24 protein-coding genes are annotated in these 21683 nt (G+C 38.3%); 22 read left to right on the forward strand and 2 right to left on the reverse strand.

What is annotated here, in order from left to right; genetic code table 11:
• Positions 1 to 7 precede the first annotated feature (7 nt).
• From DS745_RS06830 to DS745_RS06880, 11 genes are all read left to right on the forward strand, one after another.
• Positions 8 to 613, forward strand: a complete 606-nt coding sequence (locus tag DS745_RS06830; RefSeq protein WP_129077524.1) for an alpha/beta hydrolase — start codon at positions 8 to 10, stop codon at positions 611 to 613.
• A 10-nt stretch (positions 614 to 623) separates the two neighbouring features.
• Positions 624 to 1025 carry a DoxX family protein gene (locus DS745_RS06835; protein ID WP_129077525.1) on the forward strand — a complete coding sequence of 134 codons (402 nt, stop codon included), beginning with the start codon at positions 624 to 626 and terminating at the stop codon, positions 1023 to 1025.
• Positions 1026 to 1130: 105 nt separating this feature from the next.
• A complete protein-coding gene (locus tag DS745_RS06840; RefSeq protein WP_161568195.1) occupies positions 1131 to 2126 on the forward strand; it encodes an FUSC family protein in 996 nt (331 codons plus the stop codon).
• Between the two features lie 88 nt (positions 2127 to 2214).
• Entirely contained in the window at positions 2215 to 2505 is a 291-nt protein-coding gene (gene gatC / locus DS745_RS06845) for an Asp-tRNA(Asn)/Glu-tRNA(Gln) amidotransferase subunit GatC (protein ID WP_129077527.1), read from the forward strand.
• Between the two features lie 13 nt (positions 2506 to 2518).
• Positions 2519 to 3976 (forward strand): Asp-tRNA(Asn)/Glu-tRNA(Gln) amidotransferase subunit GatA, encoded by a 1458-nt coding sequence (gatA, locus tag DS745_RS06850; RefSeq protein ID WP_129077528.1) that lies wholly within the window; start codon positions 2519 to 2521, stop codon positions 3974 to 3976.
• Between the two features lie 13 nt (positions 3977 to 3989).
• The gene (gene gatB / locus DS745_RS06855) at positions 3990 to 5423 is read left to right on the forward strand and encodes an Asp-tRNA(Asn)/Glu-tRNA(Gln) amidotransferase subunit GatB (protein WP_129077529.1); all 1434 of its coding nucleotides are present in this window, start codon (positions 3990 to 3992) and stop codon (positions 5421 to 5423) included.
• A 104-nt stretch (positions 5424 to 5527) separates the two neighbouring features.
• Positions 5528 to 6439 carry a diacylglycerol kinase gene (locus tag DS745_RS06860; RefSeq protein ID WP_129077530.1) on the forward strand — a complete coding sequence of 304 codons (912 nt, stop codon included), beginning with the start codon at positions 5528 to 5530 and terminating at the stop codon, positions 6437 to 6439.
• 347 nt (positions 6440 to 6786) lie between these two features.
• Positions 6787 to 7119, forward strand: coding sequence for a PadR family transcriptional regulator (locus tag DS745_RS06865; RefSeq protein WP_129077531.1), 333 nt, complete (start codon positions 6787 to 6789; stop codon positions 7117 to 7119).
• Positions 7109 to 7657, forward strand: coding sequence for a DUF2812 domain-containing protein (locus DS745_RS06870; protein ID WP_129077532.1), 549 nt, complete (start codon positions 7109 to 7111; stop codon positions 7655 to 7657). The genes DS745_RS06865 and DS745_RS06870 overlap by 11 nt, the downstream gene beginning before the upstream one ends.
• A 313-nt stretch (positions 7658 to 7970) precedes the next feature.
• Complete coding sequence (locus DS745_RS06875; protein ID WP_421721805.1) at positions 7971 to 8501, forward strand: RNA polymerase sigma factor; 531 nt, start codon at positions 7971 to 7973, stop codon at positions 8499 to 8501.
• Positions 8502 to 9284 carry a hypothetical protein gene (locus tag DS745_RS06880; RefSeq protein WP_129077534.1) on the forward strand — a complete coding sequence of 261 codons (783 nt, stop codon included), beginning with the start codon at positions 8502 to 8504 and terminating at the stop codon, positions 9282 to 9284.
• 53 nt (positions 9285 to 9337) lie between these two features.
• Here DS745_RS06880 and DS745_RS06885 read toward each other — a convergent pair whose 3' ends face one another.
• Entirely contained in the window at positions 9338 to 10546 is a 1209-nt protein-coding gene (locus DS745_RS06885) for a TolB family protein (protein ID WP_241657742.1), read from the reverse strand.
• 104 nt (positions 10547 to 10650) lie between these two features.
• Here DS745_RS06885 and DS745_RS06890 point away from each other — a divergent pair, with 104 nt between their 5' ends.
• The 8 genes from DS745_RS06890 to DS745_RS24860 all read left to right on the forward strand — a co-directional run bounded on the left by DS745_RS06890 (position 10651) and on the right by DS745_RS24860 (position 16759).
• Positions 10651 to 11100, forward strand: a complete 450-nt coding sequence (locus DS745_RS06890; protein WP_129077536.1) for a GNAT family N-acetyltransferase — start codon at positions 10651 to 10653, stop codon at positions 11098 to 11100.
• 144 nt (positions 11101 to 11244) lie between these two features.
• Positions 11245 to 11760 (forward strand): RNA polymerase sigma factor, encoded by a 516-nt coding sequence (locus DS745_RS06895; RefSeq protein WP_129077537.1) that lies wholly within the window; start codon positions 11245 to 11247, stop codon positions 11758 to 11760.
• Positions 11760 to 13004, forward strand: coding sequence for a DUF4179 domain-containing protein (locus DS745_RS06900; protein WP_129077538.1), 1245 nt, complete (start codon positions 11760 to 11762; stop codon positions 13002 to 13004). Before DS745_RS06895 ends, DS745_RS06900 begins: the two co-directional genes overlap by 1 nt.
• Positions 13005 to 13085: 81 nt before the next feature.
• Positions 13086 to 14462, forward strand: a complete 1377-nt coding sequence (rlmD, locus tag DS745_RS06905) for a 23S rRNA (uracil(1939)-C(5))-methyltransferase RlmD (RefSeq protein WP_129077539.1) — start codon at positions 13086 to 13088, stop codon at positions 14460 to 14462.
• Positions 14463 to 14740: 278 nt separating this feature from the next.
• On the forward strand, positions 14741 to 15499 hold the full coding sequence (locus DS745_RS06910; RefSeq protein WP_129077540.1) for a hypothetical protein: 759 nt from the start codon (positions 14741 to 14743) through the stop codon (positions 15497 to 15499).
• 15 nt (positions 15500 to 15514) lie between these two features.
• Positions 15515 to 15958 (forward strand): hypothetical protein, encoded by a 444-nt coding sequence (locus DS745_RS06915; RefSeq protein ID WP_129077541.1) that lies wholly within the window; start codon positions 15515 to 15517, stop codon positions 15956 to 15958.
• 288 nt (positions 15959 to 16246) lie between these two features.
• Positions 16247 to 16408 (forward strand): hypothetical protein, encoded by a 162-nt coding sequence (locus tag DS745_RS24525; protein ID WP_161568196.1) that lies wholly within the window; start codon positions 16247 to 16249, stop codon positions 16406 to 16408.
• A gap of 177 nt (positions 16409 to 16585) precedes the next feature.
• Positions 16586 to 16759, forward strand: a complete 174-nt coding sequence (locus tag DS745_RS24860) for a hypothetical protein (RefSeq protein WP_196121208.1) — start codon at positions 16586 to 16588, stop codon at positions 16757 to 16759.
• A 67-nt stretch (positions 16760 to 16826) separates the two neighbouring features.
• Here the strand turns inward: DS745_RS24860 and DS745_RS06920 are convergent, their stop codons facing one another.
• The gene (locus DS745_RS06920; RefSeq protein WP_129077542.1) at positions 16827 to 17549 is read right to left on the reverse strand and encodes a hypothetical protein; all 723 of its coding nucleotides are present in this window, start codon (positions 17547 to 17549) and stop codon (positions 16827 to 16829) included.
• A 179-nt stretch (positions 17550 to 17728) separates the two neighbouring features.
• Between DS745_RS06920 and DS745_RS06925 the strand changes: the two genes are divergently transcribed.
• From DS745_RS06925 to DS745_RS06935, 3 genes are all read left to right on the forward strand, one after another.
• Complete coding sequence (locus DS745_RS06925) at positions 17729 to 18625, forward strand: DUF899 family protein (RefSeq protein ID WP_241657743.1); 897 nt, start codon at positions 17729 to 17731, stop codon at positions 18623 to 18625.
• 450 nt (positions 18626 to 19075) lie between these two features.
• Positions 19076 to 19972 (forward strand): macrolide 2'-phosphotransferase, encoded by an 897-nt coding sequence (locus tag DS745_RS06930; protein ID WP_129077544.1) that lies wholly within the window; start codon positions 19076 to 19078, stop codon positions 19970 to 19972.
• 244 nt (positions 19973 to 20216) lie between these two features.
• Positions 20217 to 21428 (forward strand): DUF418 domain-containing protein, encoded by a 1212-nt coding sequence (locus DS745_RS06935; RefSeq protein ID WP_129077545.1) that lies wholly within the window; start codon positions 20217 to 20219, stop codon positions 21426 to 21428.
• Positions 21429 to 21683: the final 255 nt, after the last annotated feature.

Here is a 21683-nt window from a genome sequence, read left to right on the forward strand (position 1 = left end):
ACGAACCATGAAACATATCTTTCAAAAAGGAACAAATCCCTCAAAACCAACATTATTGTTATTACACGGTACAGGAGGAAATGAAAACGACTTATTACCGTTGGCAGACTTAATTGATAAGGAAGCATCTGTGTTAAGTGTGCGCGGGAATGTATCAGAGAATGGGATGCCGCGCTTTTTCCGTCGTTTAGCAGAAGGGGTATTTGATATGGAGGATTTAATCTTCCGTACGAAGGAACTTCATGAATTCTTAAATGAGGCAGCTGTAAAATATGAATTTGACCGCAATAATATCGTAGCTGTCGGCTATTCAAATGGAGCAAACATTGCGGGAAGCTTGTTATTTCATTACGGAAACTCATTAAAAGCTGCTAGCCTACATCACCCAATGGTGCCACGTCGAGATATTGAATTACCTGATTTAACGGGTACATCTGTCTTTATTGCGGCAGGTACAAATGATCCGATTTGTACATCTGAAGAGTCTATCGAACTTCAATCATTATTAGAAAAAGCGAAAGCTACGGTAGACATTCATTGGGAAAACCGCGGACATCAATTGACGAGAGATGAAGTAGATGCTGCTGCTAAGTGGTATCAGTCATTATTATAATGGAGCAACTATGAGAAACGATATTGGTGCTTTATTATTAAGAATTACATTAGGAGTAGTCTTTCTAAGCCATGGCTTAGCTAAGTTTCAGGGAGGCATTGAAAATGTCGTAGGCTGGTTTCAATCAATAGGATTGCCAGGATTTATGGCCTATGGGGTAGCTGGGATAGAAGTGATTGGTGGGGCCGCACTCATCGTCGGTTTAGGTACGAGGGTATTTTCATTGCTTTTTTCACTAATCCTTTTAGGCGCAATTGTTAAAGTGAAGTTTGCTGCAGGGTTTTTAGATGGTTATGCATACGATGTCATTTTACTAGCCATTGGCATTCATCTTTCATTAAACGGTAGTAAGTTCTTTTCTTTAGACCAGTCGTTGTTTTCAAATACTAAAGAACATACATATAGAGGCTGACAAATCTGTCAGTCTTTTTTAATTTTTAGAAAATTCTATGTAAATTGTAGAAAATCAGGTACAATTTATAAAAAACGAACAGGTGACCAAATGAGGGGAAAAGGGTTGGTAGGTAGAAGGATTATTAAAACAGGAATTTCGGTATTTATTACGGCGCTTATTTGTATCTTGCTAAAGCTCCCTCCAGAGTTTGCCGTAATTGCAGCGATTGTGACGATTGAACCGACGGCCTCAGATTCGATTAGAAAAGGGTTAGTCCGTTTTCCTGCATCAGCAATTGGCGCAGGATTCGCAGTGTTATTTGTCTTTTTATTTGGACCGTCAGCAACTTCATTTACTTTGGCGGCCATCTTTACCATTCTACTTTGTCAAAAATTAAAACTTTACGACGGAATATTAGTTGCTACTTTGACAGCTGTGGCTATGGTACCCGACATTCAAGATCACCACCATGTATTGACCTTTCTATCAAGGTTAGGAACTACTTTCATTGGAATTACAGTTTCTTCATTAGTGAACTTTTTTATTTTACCACCTAAATTTTCACCTATCATTAAAGAAAAGTTAGTACCTAATCTACAATTAGCCGGCAAGGTTTTAGTTGATACAATTGAGACTATAATTAATATGAAACAAACCAAGGCGGATGCCCCATCAGAAGATTATCTGAAACTGAGACAGTCGACAGAGAAAATTAGTGAACTAGTTTCGTTTCAAGAGAAAGAATGGAAGTATCATAGGATTAAGCTTAGTGAATATCGTAATTTCAATAAGTTGAGGAAAACAAATTTAATTAGCCAAAAAATCGTTCTGCATCTTGGTAACCTACAGTATGTAAAAGAGCCAGGCAGTTTTACTACTGCTGAAAAAGAGTTAGTCATGGAAGCCGTTTTTTCAATAAAGGCTATCTTAGCTAGTCCTACTTTTGATATCGATAATCGTCACTATGAGCTAGCAAATGAATTAGATCAACTATTAAAAGAGGAAGCGAATTTAAAACAAGCTTCAAATCAGTATTTTCACCATTTCACCCCTAAACGAATTGTTTATTTTCAGCTTCTCTCTATTCATGATTGTCTAGAAGAGTTACAGAGCACTTAGGCTTTATTGAATTAAAGTTGTTCCTTTGGTATTATCAATATATTCGAAAAATGGTAAAGTATAGTTAAATTTTTGGAGGTGGGAATGTATGGCTCGAATTACAAAAGATCAAGTAAAGCACGTCGCGCACTTAGCTCGCTTGTCCGTTTCAGAAGAGGAAGTTGAACTTTTCACGGAACACCTAGATGCGATCATTGGATTTGCTGAACAATTAAATGAATTAGATACAGAAGGAGTCGAACCGACTACGCATGTTTTAGATGTCAAAAATGTTCTTCGCGAGGATGAGGTAAGAAAATCGTTATCAAGAGAAGATGTCTTAAAGAATGCACCGGATCATCAAGATGGACAAGTGAAAGTACCATCAATATTAGAGTAGGGGAGGGACGACAGTGTCACTATTAGAACAGAGTGTTTCAGCTATACATAAACAGCTTCGTGAAAAAGAAATAACAGTATCTGAACTTGTCGATGCATCTTACAAGCGTATTGCCGATGTTGATGACAAAGTAAAGGCATTTCTAACTTTAGATGAGGAGAATGCACGTAATTACGCCAAACAATTAGATGAAGCATTGGTTGGTAGAACGGAAAAAGGCCTGCTTTATGGTCTGCCAATTGGAATTAAGGATAATATCGTGACCAAAGGGTTACGCACGACTTGTGCAAGTAAATTGTTAGGCGATTTTGAACCAGTACATGATGCAACAGTCATGGGCAAAATTCGTTCTTCAGAAGCAGTCATGATCGGAAAATTAAATATGGACGAGTTTGCAATGGGTTCATCAACGGAAAACTCAGGTTTCTTCCGTACTCGTAATCCTTGGAATTTAGATCATGTTCCTGGTGGATCGAGTGGTGGTTCCGCGGCTTCGGTTGCAGCAGGTGAAGTTTTATTTTCTTTAGGTTCAGATACAGGTGGATCAGTTCGCCAGCCGGCCTCTTATTGTGGGGTTGTTGGACTAAAGCCAACCTATGGACGAGTGTCCCGTTTTGGACTTGTGGCGTTTGCGTCATCTCTTGATCAAATTGGACCTGTTACTAGAACAGTTGAAGATAATGCGTATGTAATGCAAGTGATCGCGGGCTACGACAAGATGGACTCTACAAGTGCCAATGTCGATGTGCCTGATTATTTAGCGAGCCTAACAGGTGATGTTCAAGGCTTGAAAATTGCCGTTCCGAAAGAATACCTTGCTGAAGGTGTTCATGAGGATGTGAAAAGTAAAGTATTAGAAGCCTTAAAAGTATTAGAAGGTCTAGGGGCAACGTGGGAAGAAGTGTCACTTCCACATTCAAAATATGCAGTTGCAACGTATTACTTGCTATCATCTTCAGAAGCATCAGCGAACCTTGCTCGTTTTGACGGAGTTCGCTACGGTGTGCGTTCTGATAACGGAGCAAACCTAATTGAAATGTATAAAGAAAGTCGTAGTCAAGGCTTTGGTAACGAAGTGAAACGTCGAATTATGCTTGGGACGTTTGCGTTAAGCTCAGGTTACTATGATGCTTACTATAAAAAAGCGCAGCAAGTCCGTACATTAATTAAAAAGGATTTTGATGATGTTTTAGCAAAATATGATGTCATCATCGGTCCAACTGCTCCAACGACAGCATTCAAAATCGGTGAGAAAACAAAAGATCCGCTAACGATGTATGCGAATGATATTTTAACGATTCCAATAAACCTAGCAGGAGTACCAGCCATATCCGTTCCTTGTGGACTATCAAATGGTTTACCTGTTGGTTTACAGATTATCGGAAAACATTTTGACGAGTCGACGGTGTTCCGTGTTGCTCATGCATTTGAGCAAGCGACAGACCATCATCAGGCGAAACCACAATTATAAAGGGGGGACAATCATGAGTTTTGAAACAGTTATTGGATTAGAGGTTCACGTTGAACTGAAAACGAATTCGAAAATCTTCTGTGGTTGTTCCACGGAGTTTGGTGCGCCGCCTAATACTCACACATGCCCAATTTGTTTAGGTCATCCAGGTGTTTTACCTGTACTAAACAAACAAGCAGTTGAGTTTGGGATGAAAGCTTCAATGGCTCTAAATTGTGAAATTGCATCAATCACAAAATTCGATCGGAAAAATTATTTTTACCCAGATAGTCCAAAAGCTTACCAAATTTCGCAGTTTGATAAGCCGATTGGTGAGCACGGCTGGATTGATATTGAAGTAAATGGTGAGACGAAGCGTATTGGAATTACTCGCATTCACTTAGAGGAAGATGCTGGGAAACTTACGCACTCAGAGTATGGTGATTATTCTTTAGTAGACTTTAACCGCGTGGGCACGCCGTTAATCGAAATCGTATCAGAGCCAGATATTCGTACTCCTGAAGAAGCTTATGCGTATTTAGAAAAATTAAAAGCGATTCTTCAATACACGGAAGTTTCTGATTGCCGTATGGAAGAAGGCTCGCTACGTTGTGATGCGAATATCTCGATCCGCCCAGTTGGACAAGTGGAGTTTGGAACAAAAACAGAAATTAAAAACTTAAACTCATTTGCTCATGTACGAAGTGGTTTAGCTCACGAAGAAGTAAGACAAGCAGAAGTAATTACTGCTGGTGGCGAAATCCAACAGGAAACACGCCGTTGGGATGATAATAAGAAAGAAACCGTCCTTATGCGTGTGAAGGAAGGTTCTGAAGATTATCGTTACTTCCCAGACCCAGATTTAGTTGATTATCATATTGATGAAGAGTGGAAAGAGAGAGTGCGCGCAACGATTCCTGAATTGCCAGATGCTCGTCAGGCTCGCTATACGAGTGAATTAGGATTGTCGAGCTATGATGCTGGTGTATTAACACAGTCTAAGGCGATGGCTGACTTTTTTGAGACTGGTTTAACGTATGGCGCTCCGGCTAAACAACTAGCTAACTGGTTGATGGGCGAAGTCAATGCGTACCTGAAAACTGCCGATAAAGAAATTGTTGATATTCCATTAACTCCTGAAGCTCTAGCAAAAATGATTGGCTTGATCGAAAAAGGTACAATCTCATCCAAAATTGCCAAAGATGTCTTTAAGGAGTTAGTCGAAAAAGGCGGCGATCCTGAAGCCATTGTTAAGGATAAAGGTCTTGTTCAAATTTCTGATGAAGGTGAAATTCGTACGATGATCAGCGGGATCCTTGATCAAAATCAACCGTCTATTGATGACTTTAAAGCAGGGAAAGATAAGGCAATTGGCTTCTTAGTCGGTCAAGTGATGAAAGCATCAAAAGGAAAAGCAAATCCACAGTTAGTAAATAAGATTTTACTTGAAGAGATTAAGAAACGATAACTCTTTTTTGGGGACAGTGACTACTGTCCCCTTTTAATATCATCGAGGATGCGTTAAAATGGGTGTTGTACATGTTAAATGATGGAATAAAAGGGGACGTTTTTATGAAACGGGCACGTTTAATTTATAATCCTTCAGCTGGTAGAGAACAAGTCAAACGACAATTACCCTATATACTAGAAAGATTAGAGAAAGTCGGCTATGAAGCTTCAGCTCATGCGACAACAGGAAAAGACTGTGCCAAAAGAGCTGCGAAACTCGCTGCAGAACGAGGCTTTGATTTAGTGATTGCAGCTGGTGGAGACGGAACGATCAACGAGGTTATTAATGGCTTGGCTGAACTACCATACCGTCCGAAGCTTGGACTCATTCCTGCCGGAACAACGAATGACTTTGCGCGGGCGATTGAAGTTCCAAGATCAATTGAAACAGCATGTGATATTATTTGTAATGGCCATGAAATGCCCATTGATATTGGCAAAGTAAATGACCAATATTTTATAAATATTGCTGGTGGCGGTACATTGACTGAGCTTACATACGAAGTACCGAGTAAGCTGAAAACGATGATTGGTCAAATGGCCTATTATGCAAAAGGCATCGAGAAGCTTCCAAAAATTCACCCTGTTAAAGTAAGAATTGAATATGATGGTAAGCTCTTTGAGGGAGATATCATGCTATTCCTCGTTTCCAATACCAATTCTGTCGGCGGATTTGAGAAATTAGCGCCTCGAGCATCATTAAATGATGGGATGTTTGATTTAATTATTTTAAAGAAGACCAATCTAGCAGACTTTGTTCGTGTTGCTAGTGCCGCTGCTCGTGGTGACCACTTGAACGACCCGGCTGTCATCTATGTACAGGCGAATCGAATTAAAGTGTATGTAGAAGAAGTAGTTCACTTGAATTTAGACGGCGAGTACGGTGGGATGTTACCCGGAGAATTTGTGAATTTGCGCCATCACTTACAAATGCTTGTGCCTGAGAAGCAGATGTTACGCTATATGGGATTATAATTTATTGGTGGCTTAGAAGATATTTTTTTAGGCTATTATATGTTTTTAGGGCAAAGTACCGAGGCCTTACCATTTCGAGGACACACTGGTGTCAGTAAAAATATCAAAGTTATCATGTAAGGACTAGCTGGTCTTGTTCACCAAGAGTACGCGGCTAGGAACGGAAAAGAGCACGATCAAGCGAGACGGGTTACAGATACAGTGGAAAAGGATTATAACCGGACCAATATAGGTTCGGTTTTTTATTTTTCCCTAGTTGACATTTATATCGGTAGTCGATATAATCAAACCAAGAACGATATATCGGTTAACGATATAACGCCAGCCGATAATAAAGGAGGATGGTTATGCCACCAAAAGATCAAAACGCATTAACTGAGGGAGTTTACTATATCTTAATAGCGCTACACACCCCCCTGCATGGCTATGGAATTATGCAATTTGTCAAAGAGGTTAGCGATGAACGAGTCAACTTAGGGCCAGGCACACTGTACGGCGCTATTAACACGATGCTAGAAAAAAATTGGATTGTCGCTACAGCAACAGATGCAGACACGCGAAAAAAAGAGTATGTCATCACGGACGTAGGTAGAGAAGTTGTCCAAACTGAAATGAAACGTCTAGAAGAGCTACTAGAGAATGGAAGAAAAATAACGGGAGTTGAGAGCGATGAAGTTTAAAGTTTACAAGCTTTTTATGAACTATGAAAGAGAAGAGAAATGGTTAAATGAAATGGCAGCAAAAGGCATGCACCTCGTAGACTTTTCTTTTGGACGGTATGTGTTTGAAGAAGGCACACCAGGAGAATACATTTACCGAATTGAACTTTTAGAAAATCTACCATCAAGTGCGGAAAGTAGAGCTTATATTAGATGGATGGAAGAGTCAGGAGTCGATTGTGTTGCTAGCTATATACGATGGGTATACTTCCGCAAAAAGGCAAGTGAAGGACCTTTCGATTTATACTCAGATATTGACTCGAAAATCAGCCATTATAAAAAAATAGCAATGTTTATTGGACTAATAGGAGGGCTGAATTTAGCTGTTGCTCTTCTAAACGTTTTTATTGGTTTATCGGTTGGTAGTGGGGGATATACCTATGCAAACATTTATATTTCTATTGTTAATTGGATCCTTGTAGCATTATTACTGCCAATGTTTATTTCTCATATTAGAAAGATTAAAACATTGGAGAAAGAGAAACTACTTTTTGAATAGAGCATGGGCATGTCCATGTTTTTTTATTGAAAAATAAAAGGTAATTACATGAAATCGAGCTAGACGGTTAATGACAGAAGTAGTAAATGCCGCGATTGAAGGAGCACGTAGCTCAATAAGTTTGGCTTCACCAATTTAATAGATAGTTTTTTTGGACCTAAGAACTGTTCTTGGGTCTTTTGCTTTGAGAAGATGCAATAGGGTTATAATAGGTTTATAGACGGCAGGGAATATCTTACATATATTTTTTCTCAAAACGAAAACTTTTTTAAAACTTCGTAGGTATATAGAGTGAAAACAGAAACAGAAAGGAGTGGCGAGCTTGAATGAGCAAGAGCTATTAAAGCAGCTACAAAATGGTAACAGTAGTGCCTTTAGAGAGTTATATGATTTCTATTTTGATTACGCAATCAGGGTAGCAACAGTAGTTATGAACCATAATGCATCTCACGCTGGTGATGCAGTTCAAGAAACGTTTATCCGGGTGTATCAAAACATTCATTTATATCAAGCAGATCGACCGTTTAAACCGTGGTTTTATAAAATTCTCTTAAATGAGTGCAATCGAATTCTCAAAAAGAATTCCAAGGTCGTAAGTGTAGGAGAAATTATTGAGCAGGCACACGCAGACGAGCAGTTTGAGGAATACGAAGATTTATACCAAGCCATTCAAGAACTTGAACCTCATAATCGTACGCCGATTGTTTTGAAGTATTTAAATGGCTTCAAAGAACAAGAGATTGCCGATATTTTAGAGGAAAACCTTAACACTATTAAATCACGGCTTTTCAAAGGTAGGCAGAAGCTAAAGCGATTTTTAGAAGCCAAAAAGGAGGCGAATTAAATGGAAGAGAAAAACGTAGATAAAGAAATTAAAGCTAGCTTGCTTAAAAATACAGACGACGCCTCGCGTCAAAAAGAAGATATATGGGCACAAATTGAATCAAAATTAGATCTAAAAACGGAGGAGATACCTATGAAACTAGAACCTAGATCAACTAGAAGAAACACAAATCATAAGAAGTCTAAAGGCTGGTTAACAGGAACAATTGCTGCAGCCGTACTACTAGGAATTTTCACAACCTCAACTGATACGGGCCAAGCGTTTGTAAGCAGTATTCGTGAATATTTTGCACCGGAAAAAACAGTCGTAGAAGAAATCGAAGGAATGCCAGAGGAGAAAGAGGTAGTCTTAAAAGAAGGGAAAGCAGGATACATTATTTATATTGATGAAGAAAGATATAGCTTGATTCAAGAAGGTGACATGGATAAGGTTGTTTTTAACCAAGAGTTAAGTGATATCTACCCAGAAGTCTCGATGTCGATTAGACAAATCGAAGATAAAACACCAGAAGTAGTTGCAGAAGAAGTTCACGCGGAGCTAACCAATTCTTTTGCTACAGTAGATGAAATCACTCCTGTCACTGACCCAGTAGAAGGGTTACTAGTATCAGCGATTGATGGTAATGAGTGGGACAGCGTTGTTCGCAAAGTCTATGTTGTTTCAAACGAAAAAGAAGGTAGCTTTGTTATTGAACAAAGATACTTCCTTGAAGCATCAGAAGGCCACGGGGCAAGGTTCCATCATATGTTAAGAGAATTTCAGGTGGTAGAAATAGAAGAATAAATAACAGAAGGGTGTCTAAAAATCTAGGATTTTCGGACACCCTCATTTGTTAATTAGTAAAACTCAATACCCTCAACATTCCTCAGCCACTCCCTAGCTTCACTTCCATCAGGATTTGCAATCCAAAGTGTATGGGTAGTATCAATGATCGAGGTTTTTCGGTACCATATGATTTTATCAATAGACTTAACATATCTCGGATAGTAGTCTCCGTATCCTTCTGGTGGATTAGTGATCTTCACTTGCTGATTCGTTTTGATATTAATTGAATACAAAGCAGGTAATGGGTGCTTGCTGAAGTCATTTGACCATTCCCGTTCCTCAAATCGTGAGGTAACAATTGCCTCATTTGAAAGCCAATCGAAATCAAGATCAATGTAGTTTTCGGGTGTTAAGGTTGATGAGACAGGCATTTCTCTGAACTTTAGTTTTTTGTCCTTGAAGCCGTAAACGATCCTGCCTCCACCTGCAATAAAGGCAATCGTATCTTGAGTCGGAGCCCACTTTGGTTTTCCCGCATCCAATATGATTTCATCTAAAATATCAAACTTTTTCCCGTCACTTGAGAGTACACAAACCATGTTGCTATCCATCGACCATGATGCAGTTGGCGATACGATAAATGAAATCCACTTATTACTTGGTGAGTAGTGAAAATCGCCAGCATAGACAGAAATGATGGATTGATCACCAACACCAATTTCACTTGGGAGGGTAAAAAGCTGATCGACACCACCAAAGAGAACAATATCCTCATAATTATCGTTAACTTTCTTTTTAAACAACATCGCACTTGTCCATCCGTCAGGTCGAAGTACACCAGATGAAGATAATAGAAAACCACTCCCGTCTGGCAGCCAAGTGTAATCACTTACTCCAGTGGCAATATTGTAGAATTGCTTGAAATCAGAAATGTTGAGAATACCTTGGGAATTAAAGGCAACATGATGCTTGTTAGGTGACCATGATGGTGAGACGCCATCATAAAAGATTTTCTTCTTTTCCTTCGTTTCAATGTGATATACCCAAACTTCCGCCTGTTGATCCCCTTTTTGAAACTCGGAAGAAGCCTCTTCTTGATAGAGGACCCACTTACCGTCAGGGGACCATTGTGGCTGGTTGAAGACCTTTCCTGAGTTAGTTACCTGTGTCTCCCCACCGTCAAGTAAGGTCCATAGATTTCCTTCTCTAATAAAAGCAGCCTTTACAGCTTCTTCAGCTGATGCTATGGCTGGAAAAAGGAGAAGTAACAGTAAGATCAATATATTTTTCACCTAGCAACAAACCTTTCACTAATTAATCAAACATTTGATTAAAGGAATTATCTGCTAAAATAAAAAACATATACTATAATTTTGGAGGAATTATGATTAACGTACACAAGATAGAGAATTTACTTAAACTAGATATCACAGATTTATTAGAGCAAAGCCAAATAGAAGGTTTCCGTTTTGTTAATAGATTGCTAACGGACTATCAAACTAGAATAAACACATTTAATAAGCCTGGAGAAGCATTATATGGAGTATTTACAACGGATAAAACTCTCATTGCCATTGGTGGAGTAAACATTGATCCTTTCTTGGGAGATCCAACGATTGCTCGCTTACGAAGGTTTTATGTATTGCCCGAGTATCGAAGAAAGGGAGTAGGAACGATTTTGCTAGAAAAACTCTTGCAAGAAGCCAAACAAAATTTTTGCCTACTCGTACTCCATACAGATACAGAGCAAGCAGATCAATTTTACACATCGTTTGGGTTTACGAAAGTAGACGACGGCCCGAATTATACACACGAGTTAAAGGTAGGGGATTAATCACTTGGTATTCCAGATGGACATATTGAAGCTACGGAGACCAAGCGTGCCAATGTAAGTTTTCCTTAAGGGTGGAAATATATTTTCATTAATAATGAACTTTTTAGCATTGGTAAGACTCTTATAGGTGAGAGAGGTGAAGCTATGGATGTTCGGCAGCTAGTGAAACAAGCGAAAAAAGGAAATAAAGAAGCATTACTACAACTGATTATGAACCAAAAAGATGATTACTATCGACTTGCTTACACCTATATGGGAAATGAACATGATTCCATGGACGCCATGGAGGATATGATCGTCAAAGTGTATGAAAAGATTGATCAACTCAAGAATGATGAGGCCTTTTACAGTTGGAGTAAAACGATCCTAGTCAATAGCTGTAAAACGCTACTGAGAAAAGGGAACAAGATAATATTAATGGAAGAACTAGAACATGAGGAAACAGTTAATCCTTATCCAAATAGCGACCAACAAATGGAGATCAACCATCTATTAACGAAGATTAACGAAACGCAAGCAGAAGCGATAAAATTAAAGTATCTGCTAGATATGGACTATCAAACCATTGCCCAACTAACAAATGTATCAATAGGAACGGTAAAGTCGAGAATTTTTCAAGGGTTGAAGAAGCTAAAGGATCTATACGGAGGTGGGAATTAATGATTGAACGAGAATTCGAGAAAGAGAAGAAGCGACTAGAAGAAATGACTGCTCCACCCGAACTAGAAAATCGGTTAAGAAGCGCCTTAGCAACGACCACTCCTAAACCAAAACGTTATTCGCCAATTTGGAAGTCTATAGCCGTAGCTCTCATTCTATTTACATTCATTGGTTACAACTACAACGCCTTTGCTTATTACGGTAAACAATTGTTTGGGTTTGATGAGTTAATGTCGGACACACTTCTGCAGTTAAACGAGGACGGCATGGGTCAGGCTGTAGAAAAGTCGATTGAACTAGACAATGATACCGTGTTAACGATTAACGGCATTATGACTGATGCCAATCGAACGATCATATACTACACCCTGACAAACCCAAAAGGTCTTGACTTAGACCATGACTACTTCAGAGTCGGAAGTATTACTGGCTTGTTCACCAATGCCTCAGTCATTAGTACCACGTGGTCCTTAAGTGACTCGGGAACTGAGATCAAAGGAACAATGGATTTTGAACCGGTAAGTCCATTTGCAAAAACATTAACGGTAAATCTTCGCGAACATGACGAAGGTATCTCATTCCCGTATAATCCGAAACTGGCCTTGCAAACACAATTGAAAAGCTCGATTAACAAAACAATAACGGTTGATAAAGGGAATGTTAGATTTGAGAAAATCATAGCAACACCAACCATGACCTTAGTAGAAGGCATCTTAAATGTAGATAATTTTGACCGAGTGCCGCTTGGCTTACATGGGATTGAATTACTCGCAAATGGAGAGCCTGTAGCGATCCTCGGTAGCGGAGCCACATCGTCCATTCGTGGAACAAAGTTCGAGATCAGATATGATGCTCTACCAAAGGAAATCAACTCATTAGAACTACTGATCAAAGACTTTGTTGGCTATCAAAACGTAGCTGAGACATATTCATTAGATAAAGCACAGTTCCTAGTAGGTGATAAAGATCTCTTGGTAAAAAACATAGAGATAGCCTCGCGCGGAGTCGAGATCGAATTGGCAACAGATCTAGACGTTATGCTGGACGGCGTGCAAATTGGCAGTGGAGCAGAGCGAGTTTCCTTAACGACAACAAGGAACCAATACACAACTGAAATAAATAATCGAGAAATGAAGGTACGGACCTTGATTTTTGAAACAGACATGGTCCCAGACGATCTCTTTATCCAAGGCTATCACTACCAAAAGCAATATAACGAAAAAATTACGATACTATTGAAGTAATCCTTTCTGAGCATTCGCATCGACGCCATGGTTATGATAAAATCAACACTAGTAAAATAGAACGAAAAGGAAGTCGTAGGAATGTCAAAAGGAAGTACACCTGTTACCAAAAATGAAATTGTAGACGTAATAATAGAAGATTTAACTCATGAAGGGGCAGGAGTAGCCAAAATCGACGGCTATGCTCTATTTATCCCAAAGGCACTGCCTGGAGAACAAGCAAAAGTGAAAGTCATTAAAACAAACAAAGGGTACGGATTTGCGAGACTATTAGAAGTAACGAAGAGAAGTGAAGACCGAGTTGATGCTCCGCCTTGTCCTATTTTTGATCAATGTGGTGGCTGCCAACTCCAGCACTTAAGCTACGAAGGCCAACTGAAGCAGAAACAAAAGCAAGTCCGTGACGTCCTTGAACGTATTGGAAAGATTACGGATGTTTTCATCCATCCAACATTAGGAATGAACGATCCTTGGCGCTACCGCAATAAAGCCCAAGTTCCATTTGCTGACCGTGAAGGTGGATTGATTGCAGGTTTCTACAAAGAACGAAGTCATGAAATTATCGATATGGATAGCTGTTTAATTCAGCATGAAGAAAATGACAAGATCGTGCAGGCGGTAAGAGAAGTAGCCTCAAAACTTGGAATTAAAGGCTACAATGAGGAACGGCATCAAGGAACATTGAGACATGTGGTTGCCCGTTACGGTGTTAATACTGGTCAACTTATGGTTGTGTTAGTCACTAGATCTAGAGAGCTTCCGAACAAAAAGGAATTAATTGAAGCCATTCAAGAAAAAGTTCCTCATGTGACATCGATTGTTCAAAACATCAATACAAAACGAACAAACGTCATCTTCGGTGACGAAACGATAGTCTTAGCCGGCGAAGAATATATTTATGATACAATCGGCGATGTGAAATTTGCCATTTCAGCTAGGTCATTTTATCAAGTAAACCCAGAACAAACAAAGGTACTTTATGATCAAGCGCTTAAATATGCAGGGTTAACAGGTGCTGAAACAGTGATAGATGCCTACTGTGGAATTGGGACGATCTCGTTATTTTTAGCACAGCAAGCAAAGCATGTCTACGGAGTTGAAATCGTTCCAGAAGCGATTAGCGATGCCAAACGTAATGCCGAACTAAATCATATGGACAATGTAGACTTCGCCGTCGGTGAAGCAGAAAAAGTTATCCCATGGTGGTATGCTCAAGGCATCCGTGCCGACGTCATCGTCGTCGACCCACCAAGAAAAGGCTGTGACGAAGCACTTCTAGATACGATCCTAAAGATGAAACCAAAGCGAGTTGTGTACGTTTCCTGTAACCCAGCGACACTAGCAAGGGATTTACGCATACTTGAAGATGGTGGCTATAAAACGGTAGAAGTGCAGCCGGTCGATATGTTTCCACATACGAATCATTGCGAGGCGGTTGCGAGGATAGAGTTACTATAAGAATACATTTAAACATCCTATTATTTTTTAATAGGGTGTTTTCTTTTGTTAAATCTGAACCGTGCCATTATAGAGGTAAAAAAAGGCTTAAAGATAAGTGGCACCTCTCTATAATCGATTAAACGAGGGAGCCAACCTAATAACGTGCTTTAGTTGTTGTGCCGTCTATATGAAGCAATGTTGGATTTATGTGGAAATTAACTTAAATTTGTAAATATATGTATGAGAAGCCAGTTTATCTTACAAACTATAATAAAACTGTGAGAAGGAACTAATGCATGGCTAAAAAAATTCGTTATCCACTTTCAAAAATAGGTGTATTCGGTATTTCACAGCTGAAGGAACAGAATCCTTACATGATTGCTTGGTGGTCAGCTGTTTTTCCTGGTTTTGGTCACTATTTATTGAGTCAGTACACTAGGGCCGTGCTATTAACTTTAACAGAAGTGGTGATAAATACGCTTGCCCGAATTAATGAAGCAATGGTGTATTCATTTTGCGGAAACTTTGAAATGGCCAAAAATGTATTGGAGCCAAGATGGACATTGGGCTACTTATTGATCTATCTAATTACAATAGCAGACAGCTTCCGTGTTGCCCTCTATCAAAAAAAATTAACACACCTTGCCAAACTGGAAAAAAGCCCTATACAAAATATGGAGATCTTCTCCACTGAAATTCTTTATTTACAAAAGCAAAGTCCCGTTATGGGACCGCTCTACTCCTTTTTCTTTCCAGGGTTGGGACAACTTTATCAACAGCGATATGGACTTGCTTTTTATGCCATTTTTTGGTGGTGGTTCTACCTTACTTTTTCAAGATTGCATGAATCATTTTTATATCTTGTACTTGGTCGTTTGGAACAATCCATAACCGTACTGCATCCACACTGGTTACTCTTTATGCCTTCTGTTATGGGAGGGGCAATTTATCATGCCTATCGAACCACCATTGAACATAATGAACTTTATCGATTGGAGCAACGTCAGCATCTCTCTAGTCGATATCAAAATTTTACTTTTCGAATAAGTCGTTAAGCAGGTGTAGTCTAAATGTTGATTGTCGGTCATTTTGAACACTCTATTGAATTGGAGCAAGCATTAGCCGTATTAGAGGAAAACTCTGTTCAAAGAGAGCATATTATTGTCGTGTTTATGGACAATGATCTTTTAAAAAGCAAATACAGAGAATTTAGCCCACATCCTTTTGAGATAGGGATTTCAACTGCTACCGGTTTTGCGGTTTTTGGAGCAAGTGTTGGTTTTGTTTTAACTTGGGGACCGATCCTGTGTGGACTTTTTGCTGCTATCATTGGATTTTTAATCGGGTATTTAGGATATTCTTTTATTAAAAATAAGAAACTTCAATCTAAACAAAAGAGAGGGAAGCATGAAGTAACAGTTATCATTCAAAGTTCCGAGGAACAATCTCAACGCATTAGAGAAATTCTGTGGCAATACCAGGCACATTCAGTTGGACAGGTAAAATTACCTTAATAATAATTAAGAATAACAGGAGAACGATTTTTCTAGTATTTTTTATTTCAAGTTACAAGCACTTCCAATACGGACAGTGTTTTTTTGTCCGCAGTTTGTTTGATATCTATAATTGAAAAATCTAGGAGAGGGAGGATGTAATCTGAAAGCTATTTTTAACAGTTAATATGTTTTCCTGCACTACTAATACGAAATTAAATCGTATTAGTAGTGCAGGAGGTTGAGTATGGAAAGTAGTAACATGCAATATAAGATGTTGAAATATAAAAAAAAGAAAAGAGGCTCTTTATGAAGAAGTTAAAAACATTGATTGGGAGATTAGTAGTTTGTGCCGTAATCGCTATGATCGCTTTCGTAAGTATAAACAACAAAGATGTACCATTAGATTTGAATGATAGAATTGTTCTAAATCATTCAGCTCCAGCTGCAAGTGTCATGTTAAATATTTAGGGATTTATTACAGAAGTTGGGGAAGATGGGCTGAGCTTCACATTGGATAAAGGAGTGATAGTAGTTGTTATCGCCCTCTTTTCTTGAACCATACTTTACAAGGTTAAGAAAAATTTAAATAATAACCTCTCTTTGTGTAAATACTACAATTGAATTTAGATAAAGGAGGTTTTACATATGCCAAATGCAAAAGACTATGTCGATCAAAGTATGTCATCTGTTCAAAGTACTGTTAGTACATTGCAACAAGCACTTAGTACTGTAGAAAAACCAGATAACAAAAACTTAATTCAAGAAGCAATTAATACACTGAATTCTGTACAACAGAATTTATCTGGGTACCAAGAATAGTTAGTTAAAAGGGTCAATCCATGGGGAATGACCCTTTTAGCTTGTGTTTCTCAGTAAAAATAATAGGTTACCATTCAAAAAAATAGTTAAGGCCGATCGTAATCGATGTGTAAGTGACGATAGCAAAAGCAAATGTAGGAAAATGAGCGTCACGTTCTTTCGGCAACTCGTTTTTTAATACATTTAAGATCATAGCACCTGATATAAAGGCAAAAATCATAGATTGGGCTATGGAAGATAATGAAGTTGATAAGCCTATAACCCAACCAATGAAAATTCCAGAAGCAAGGACATACCTACCTATTTGATTGTATCTCTTTGGACTTTTTCTCCATAAATCATGCGCAACCGCAATGAAGTGTAACCCAATTGCAATTCCGTAAAACAAAGCTTGAAACCCTTCTATTAATGAAGCAACAACAGTATAGGCAATGAGCATATTGTAAATGGTGAAGAAAATTGTTTGTAGCCAAAAGGAAGCGAGACGATCTTCATTTCCTTTTTCATTTGTGCCCGATACAACTTTTTCAACTCCATAAAATATCAGTAAACCAAGAAGACCAATGAAATATAATTCCGAATCCATGGTGAGAGTGTCGGCATAGTCTTGCAGTTTCTGTTGTTCGCTGTGTAGCGATGGCAGAACATAAACAAAAACATACGATACTGCCAAGCCACCAGATAGGGATAACCAGCGTAATCTTTTTATACGATCAGCAGGTATTAGTTCATTTGAGAGTAAGTGAATAATTATAAAGAATATGCCAACTGCGACGATTTCAAGAGACATTGCGTTCTCTCCTTATTTATATCTACTCTTCTTATCCCCCTTTTAATAAATTCAAAACATCGTCACAGTGACACCCGAATAACTGTACAAGATTTTGTACAGTGTGGAGAGATAATTAAAGGTAAGATGACCTCAAATGGTGAACTTATTTATTAATCACGTATAAGGGGTTGAACCAGATGACAACAATTCAAGCACAAATAGAAGCACTAGAACAAGAGATTTTGGAGAAGAAGAGACAGCTTGTTGAACTACGAAAGTCAGTCGGTGAACGATTGGTTCCGAACTATGAATTTGTTACTTCGACTAATAAACAAGCGACATTGCTTGGTTTGTTTGGTGATAAAGATGAACTATTTGTTATCCATAACATGGGAAAAGGCTGTTCCTATTGTACAATGTGGGCGGATGGCTTTAATGGCGTGTATCATCATTTAGCGGCAAAAGCAGGATTTGTTCTTGCTTCTCCAGATGAACCTTCCGTCCAAGAGGATTTTGCAGCGGAACGAAAGTGGCAGTTTCCGATGATTTCTGTTAAGGGAAACTCGTTTACTAGTGAGGTAGGCTTCTTGAAGGAAAATCAGCATTACCCTGGTGTTTCGACATTCCGAAGAGATGAGCAGAATAACATATACCTATGTACTCAAGCTTACTTCGGACCGGGTGATGATTATTGTGTTCCTTGGCATTTATTTGACTTACTACCTTCAGGCTCTATAAATGTTCAAACTATAAGGAAGCTCAACAGCCACTCAACTTTTCAGCTTACGAACAATATAGCAATTGGTGTGAAGGATTATGAAAATGCTATTGGGTTTTATCAAGACATACTAGGGTGGAAGGTCGAACAAATCTTTGAGAATGAAATAAAATTTTCAATCAGTGGAACAAATATTTTTATAGAAAACACGGGTGAAAGCATCGTTCACTTTGAATTTGCAGTTGAAGATATTGAAACTACTAAAAGCCTGCTACTAGAAAAAGGTTGTCAAATCACAAAGGAGTATTCTCCAAAAAGTGTAATGGTTGAAGACCCTTTTGGTTTGAAATTTCACTTGTTCGAGACAACAAGGTAGAGAATATATAAGACTGAGCCGTTCCTTACTATTTTACAAGATGCGTAAAAACGCTCTACTGGTTTGATAGGGTACTCTTTATTGATAATTACTAATAAATCGAGTATAGTTTAATTAAATAATTGAAAGGGAGGGTTGTTAAAGATGATGCATGCAGGAAGATTACGCCAACAAACTTTGAACAATAAGTAATTTAATATGTTCAAAGGCTCTGTTTCAAACAGAGTAAACGGGAGTAGTCTGCACATTTTTAATAACCTTCAACGGAAAAGTAAACACTTTTTAACGTGAAGAAAGGCAGATATCTATCTGTCTTTTTTTCGTATGTCTTTTTCACCTACACAAAGGGAGACGTCTATTTGTGTTAGCCTCGTTTACTCTTGAACAGAGATCTGTGATTTTCTATTATTTACGGCAAATAGTAAAATGAAAAATTTGGAGGAAACGAAAATGAATACACTTGAAATGAAACAATTAGCAAATAGTAAAGGACTAAACATCATAGAAGAAACTATAAAAATGAATGAGTCTGGTGTTGACTTTCGAGTAGCACTTGCTAAAGATCAAAACCGTGATAAATGGGTACTAAGGGTTCCGCGTAGACCAGAGTCTATGAGACATGCTCTAAAAGAGAAAAAAGCGTTAGAAATCCTTCATAACTATGCAAGCTTTGAGGTTCCCAACTGGTCTATTTTCTCCGAAGAGTTAATTGCGTATAAGCAATTAAGTGGTGTTCCTGCTGCTACTATTGACGTTGAACTACAAGACTATGTCTGGAGTTTAGATAAAACCAATGTGCCATCTGAGTATTATTACTCACTAGGAAAAGTTCTCGCAGATTTACATTCATTACCTCAACATGAATTCAAGGATACCGGTGTTAACATTCTTGCTGCTAGTGAGTTAAGAGCTTCCATGAAACAACGAATGGAACGTGTAAAAGAAAAATATCACGTCAACCAAAATCTATGGGACCGCTGGCAAGCATGGTTAGCGAAAGACTCCCTTTGGCCATCTCATGTAGGGGTGATACATGGAGACTTACATCCAGGTCATATTCTTATTGATAAGAACAATCATGTTACGGGTTTAATTGATTGGACAGAAGTAGAGATAGCTGATGTGTCTGTCGATTTTATGTCACATCATTTACTGTTTGGCAAAGATGGACTGAGAAAATTGATTGACGCATATGACAATGCCGGAGGTAAAACTTGGTCTGGAATGGCTGAGCATATCGTTGAACTTTTATCAACAAGTGGCATTACTGTTGCTGAATACGCCGAAGCATCAGGTTTGAAAGAAATGCATGAAGCAGCTACACAGATGCTTGCAAGTGAAAGCTAAAAAATCTCGTCGCAGTAAAGCTAAGGATCCTCGATTTTATACAAATTAATGCGAGATTTGATTTAGAAAATAAGAAAGCAGAGTTGAATTCCTCTGCTTTCTTACTATATGGAAAAAGGTTTTTGGGATTTTCTCACAAAAAATTACTTATATTTCCACTGATATCGTGTATAATTTTTAATGTTAAACAGTTAAGGCAGAATTACGAGCAATATTGTTTCAAAACATTGAATGGAGTGAGAGCATGGATGCACCGAGGTTACGACCTACCCAGCAAGGCGATCGGATTATCACATTGGATATCATTCGAGGTTTTGCGCTTTTAGGTATTTTGTTGGTAAACATGAATTTTTTTGTGGCCCCAGAATTATTTTTACTTCTATCGGGTGATACATTGTTTGATGGAGCAGTGAGCAAAGCTGCAGACGGGTTTGTTACCATTTTTGCAACAGGCAAATTTTTTACGACGTTTTCATTTTTATTTGGTTTAGGCTTTTTTATATTTATGGAGAGAGTAAAGGATAAAGGGCTATCTGTAGGTAAACTTTACTTTAGAAGGATATTATTCCTTTTGTTTCTTGGACTTTTTCATATTTTCATATTATGGAGTGGTGATATATTACTTAATTATGCGCTTGCAGCATTTTTCCTACTGCTATTTAGAAAGTCTTCCAAAGAAACAATTAAGAAATGGGCAATCGGATTATTTAGTGTGGTTATTTTTATAACAGCCATTTTTAGCTTTCTATCATCTCTTATGGATAACGTCCTAGCAGGAGAGATGGAACTTACTACAGACTATTCACTCATGGTTGAAGAAGCGCTTGTTGTTTTTCAAAATGGTAGTTTCTCAGAAATTCTATCGTTTCGCTTAGCTGAAGAAATACCATTTATGTTATCTAACTATATCATCACTGTTCCAATGGTCCTGGCTATTTTTCTTATCGGCTTATATGTTGGGAAAAAAGGGGTTCTCTACAATATAAGTGGTCATTTGGATTGGATCAAAAAAGTTTGGAAGAACAGCATGATCTTTGGCGTTTTAATGACTGTTGTATATGTATTATTAAAAGCAGAACTATTTATCGTACCGTTTTATTTTCATGAAGCAGCCGTAGAAGTTCTCTCGCTAGTATCAGGGCTTGTAATGTCTTTCTTTTACATCAGCTCGATTACACTGCTATGTCAAAAAGAACTTTGGCTGGCAAGACTTAAATTTTTAGCACCTGTAGGTCAGATGGCGTTGACGAATTACTTGCTTCAAACCGTTATTTGTATTTTCTTATTTAACGGCTATGGGTTTGGCTTTTACGGTAAAGTCACGCCAGAACTAGGTATTCTCATCACAGTAGCTATTTTTACTGTTCAAATCTTTTTAAGTAAAGCCTGGATGGCAAGGTTTAAGTATGGACCGCTTGAGCGTCTTTGGAGATTGTTTACGTACAGAGGGGTATAATTCGACGTCTTTGGTGTGGATTGTTGTTAAGATAATGAAATGATATTAAATTAAACACTCCCTAACAGAAAGAGGGAGTGTTTCCGCATACGACACATGTGGAGTGCGTAGCAAGGATAGAGAAGAAACATGCTGATATCAAAGGCTTTAAAGGTTTTTAAGTGAACATCGAATTGTGATTTATGTTCCCTTCCCTCAGACTTGGTGTTTGAGGGTATTTTGAATTAGGGGTCTAACTTTTACGAAGAACTAGTG

The sequence above is a fragment of the Anaerobacillus alkaliphilus genome, from assembly GCF_004116265.1.
Classification (GTDB): Bacteria; Bacillota; Bacilli; order Bacillales; family Anaerobacillaceae; genus Anaerobacillus; species Anaerobacillus alkaliphilus.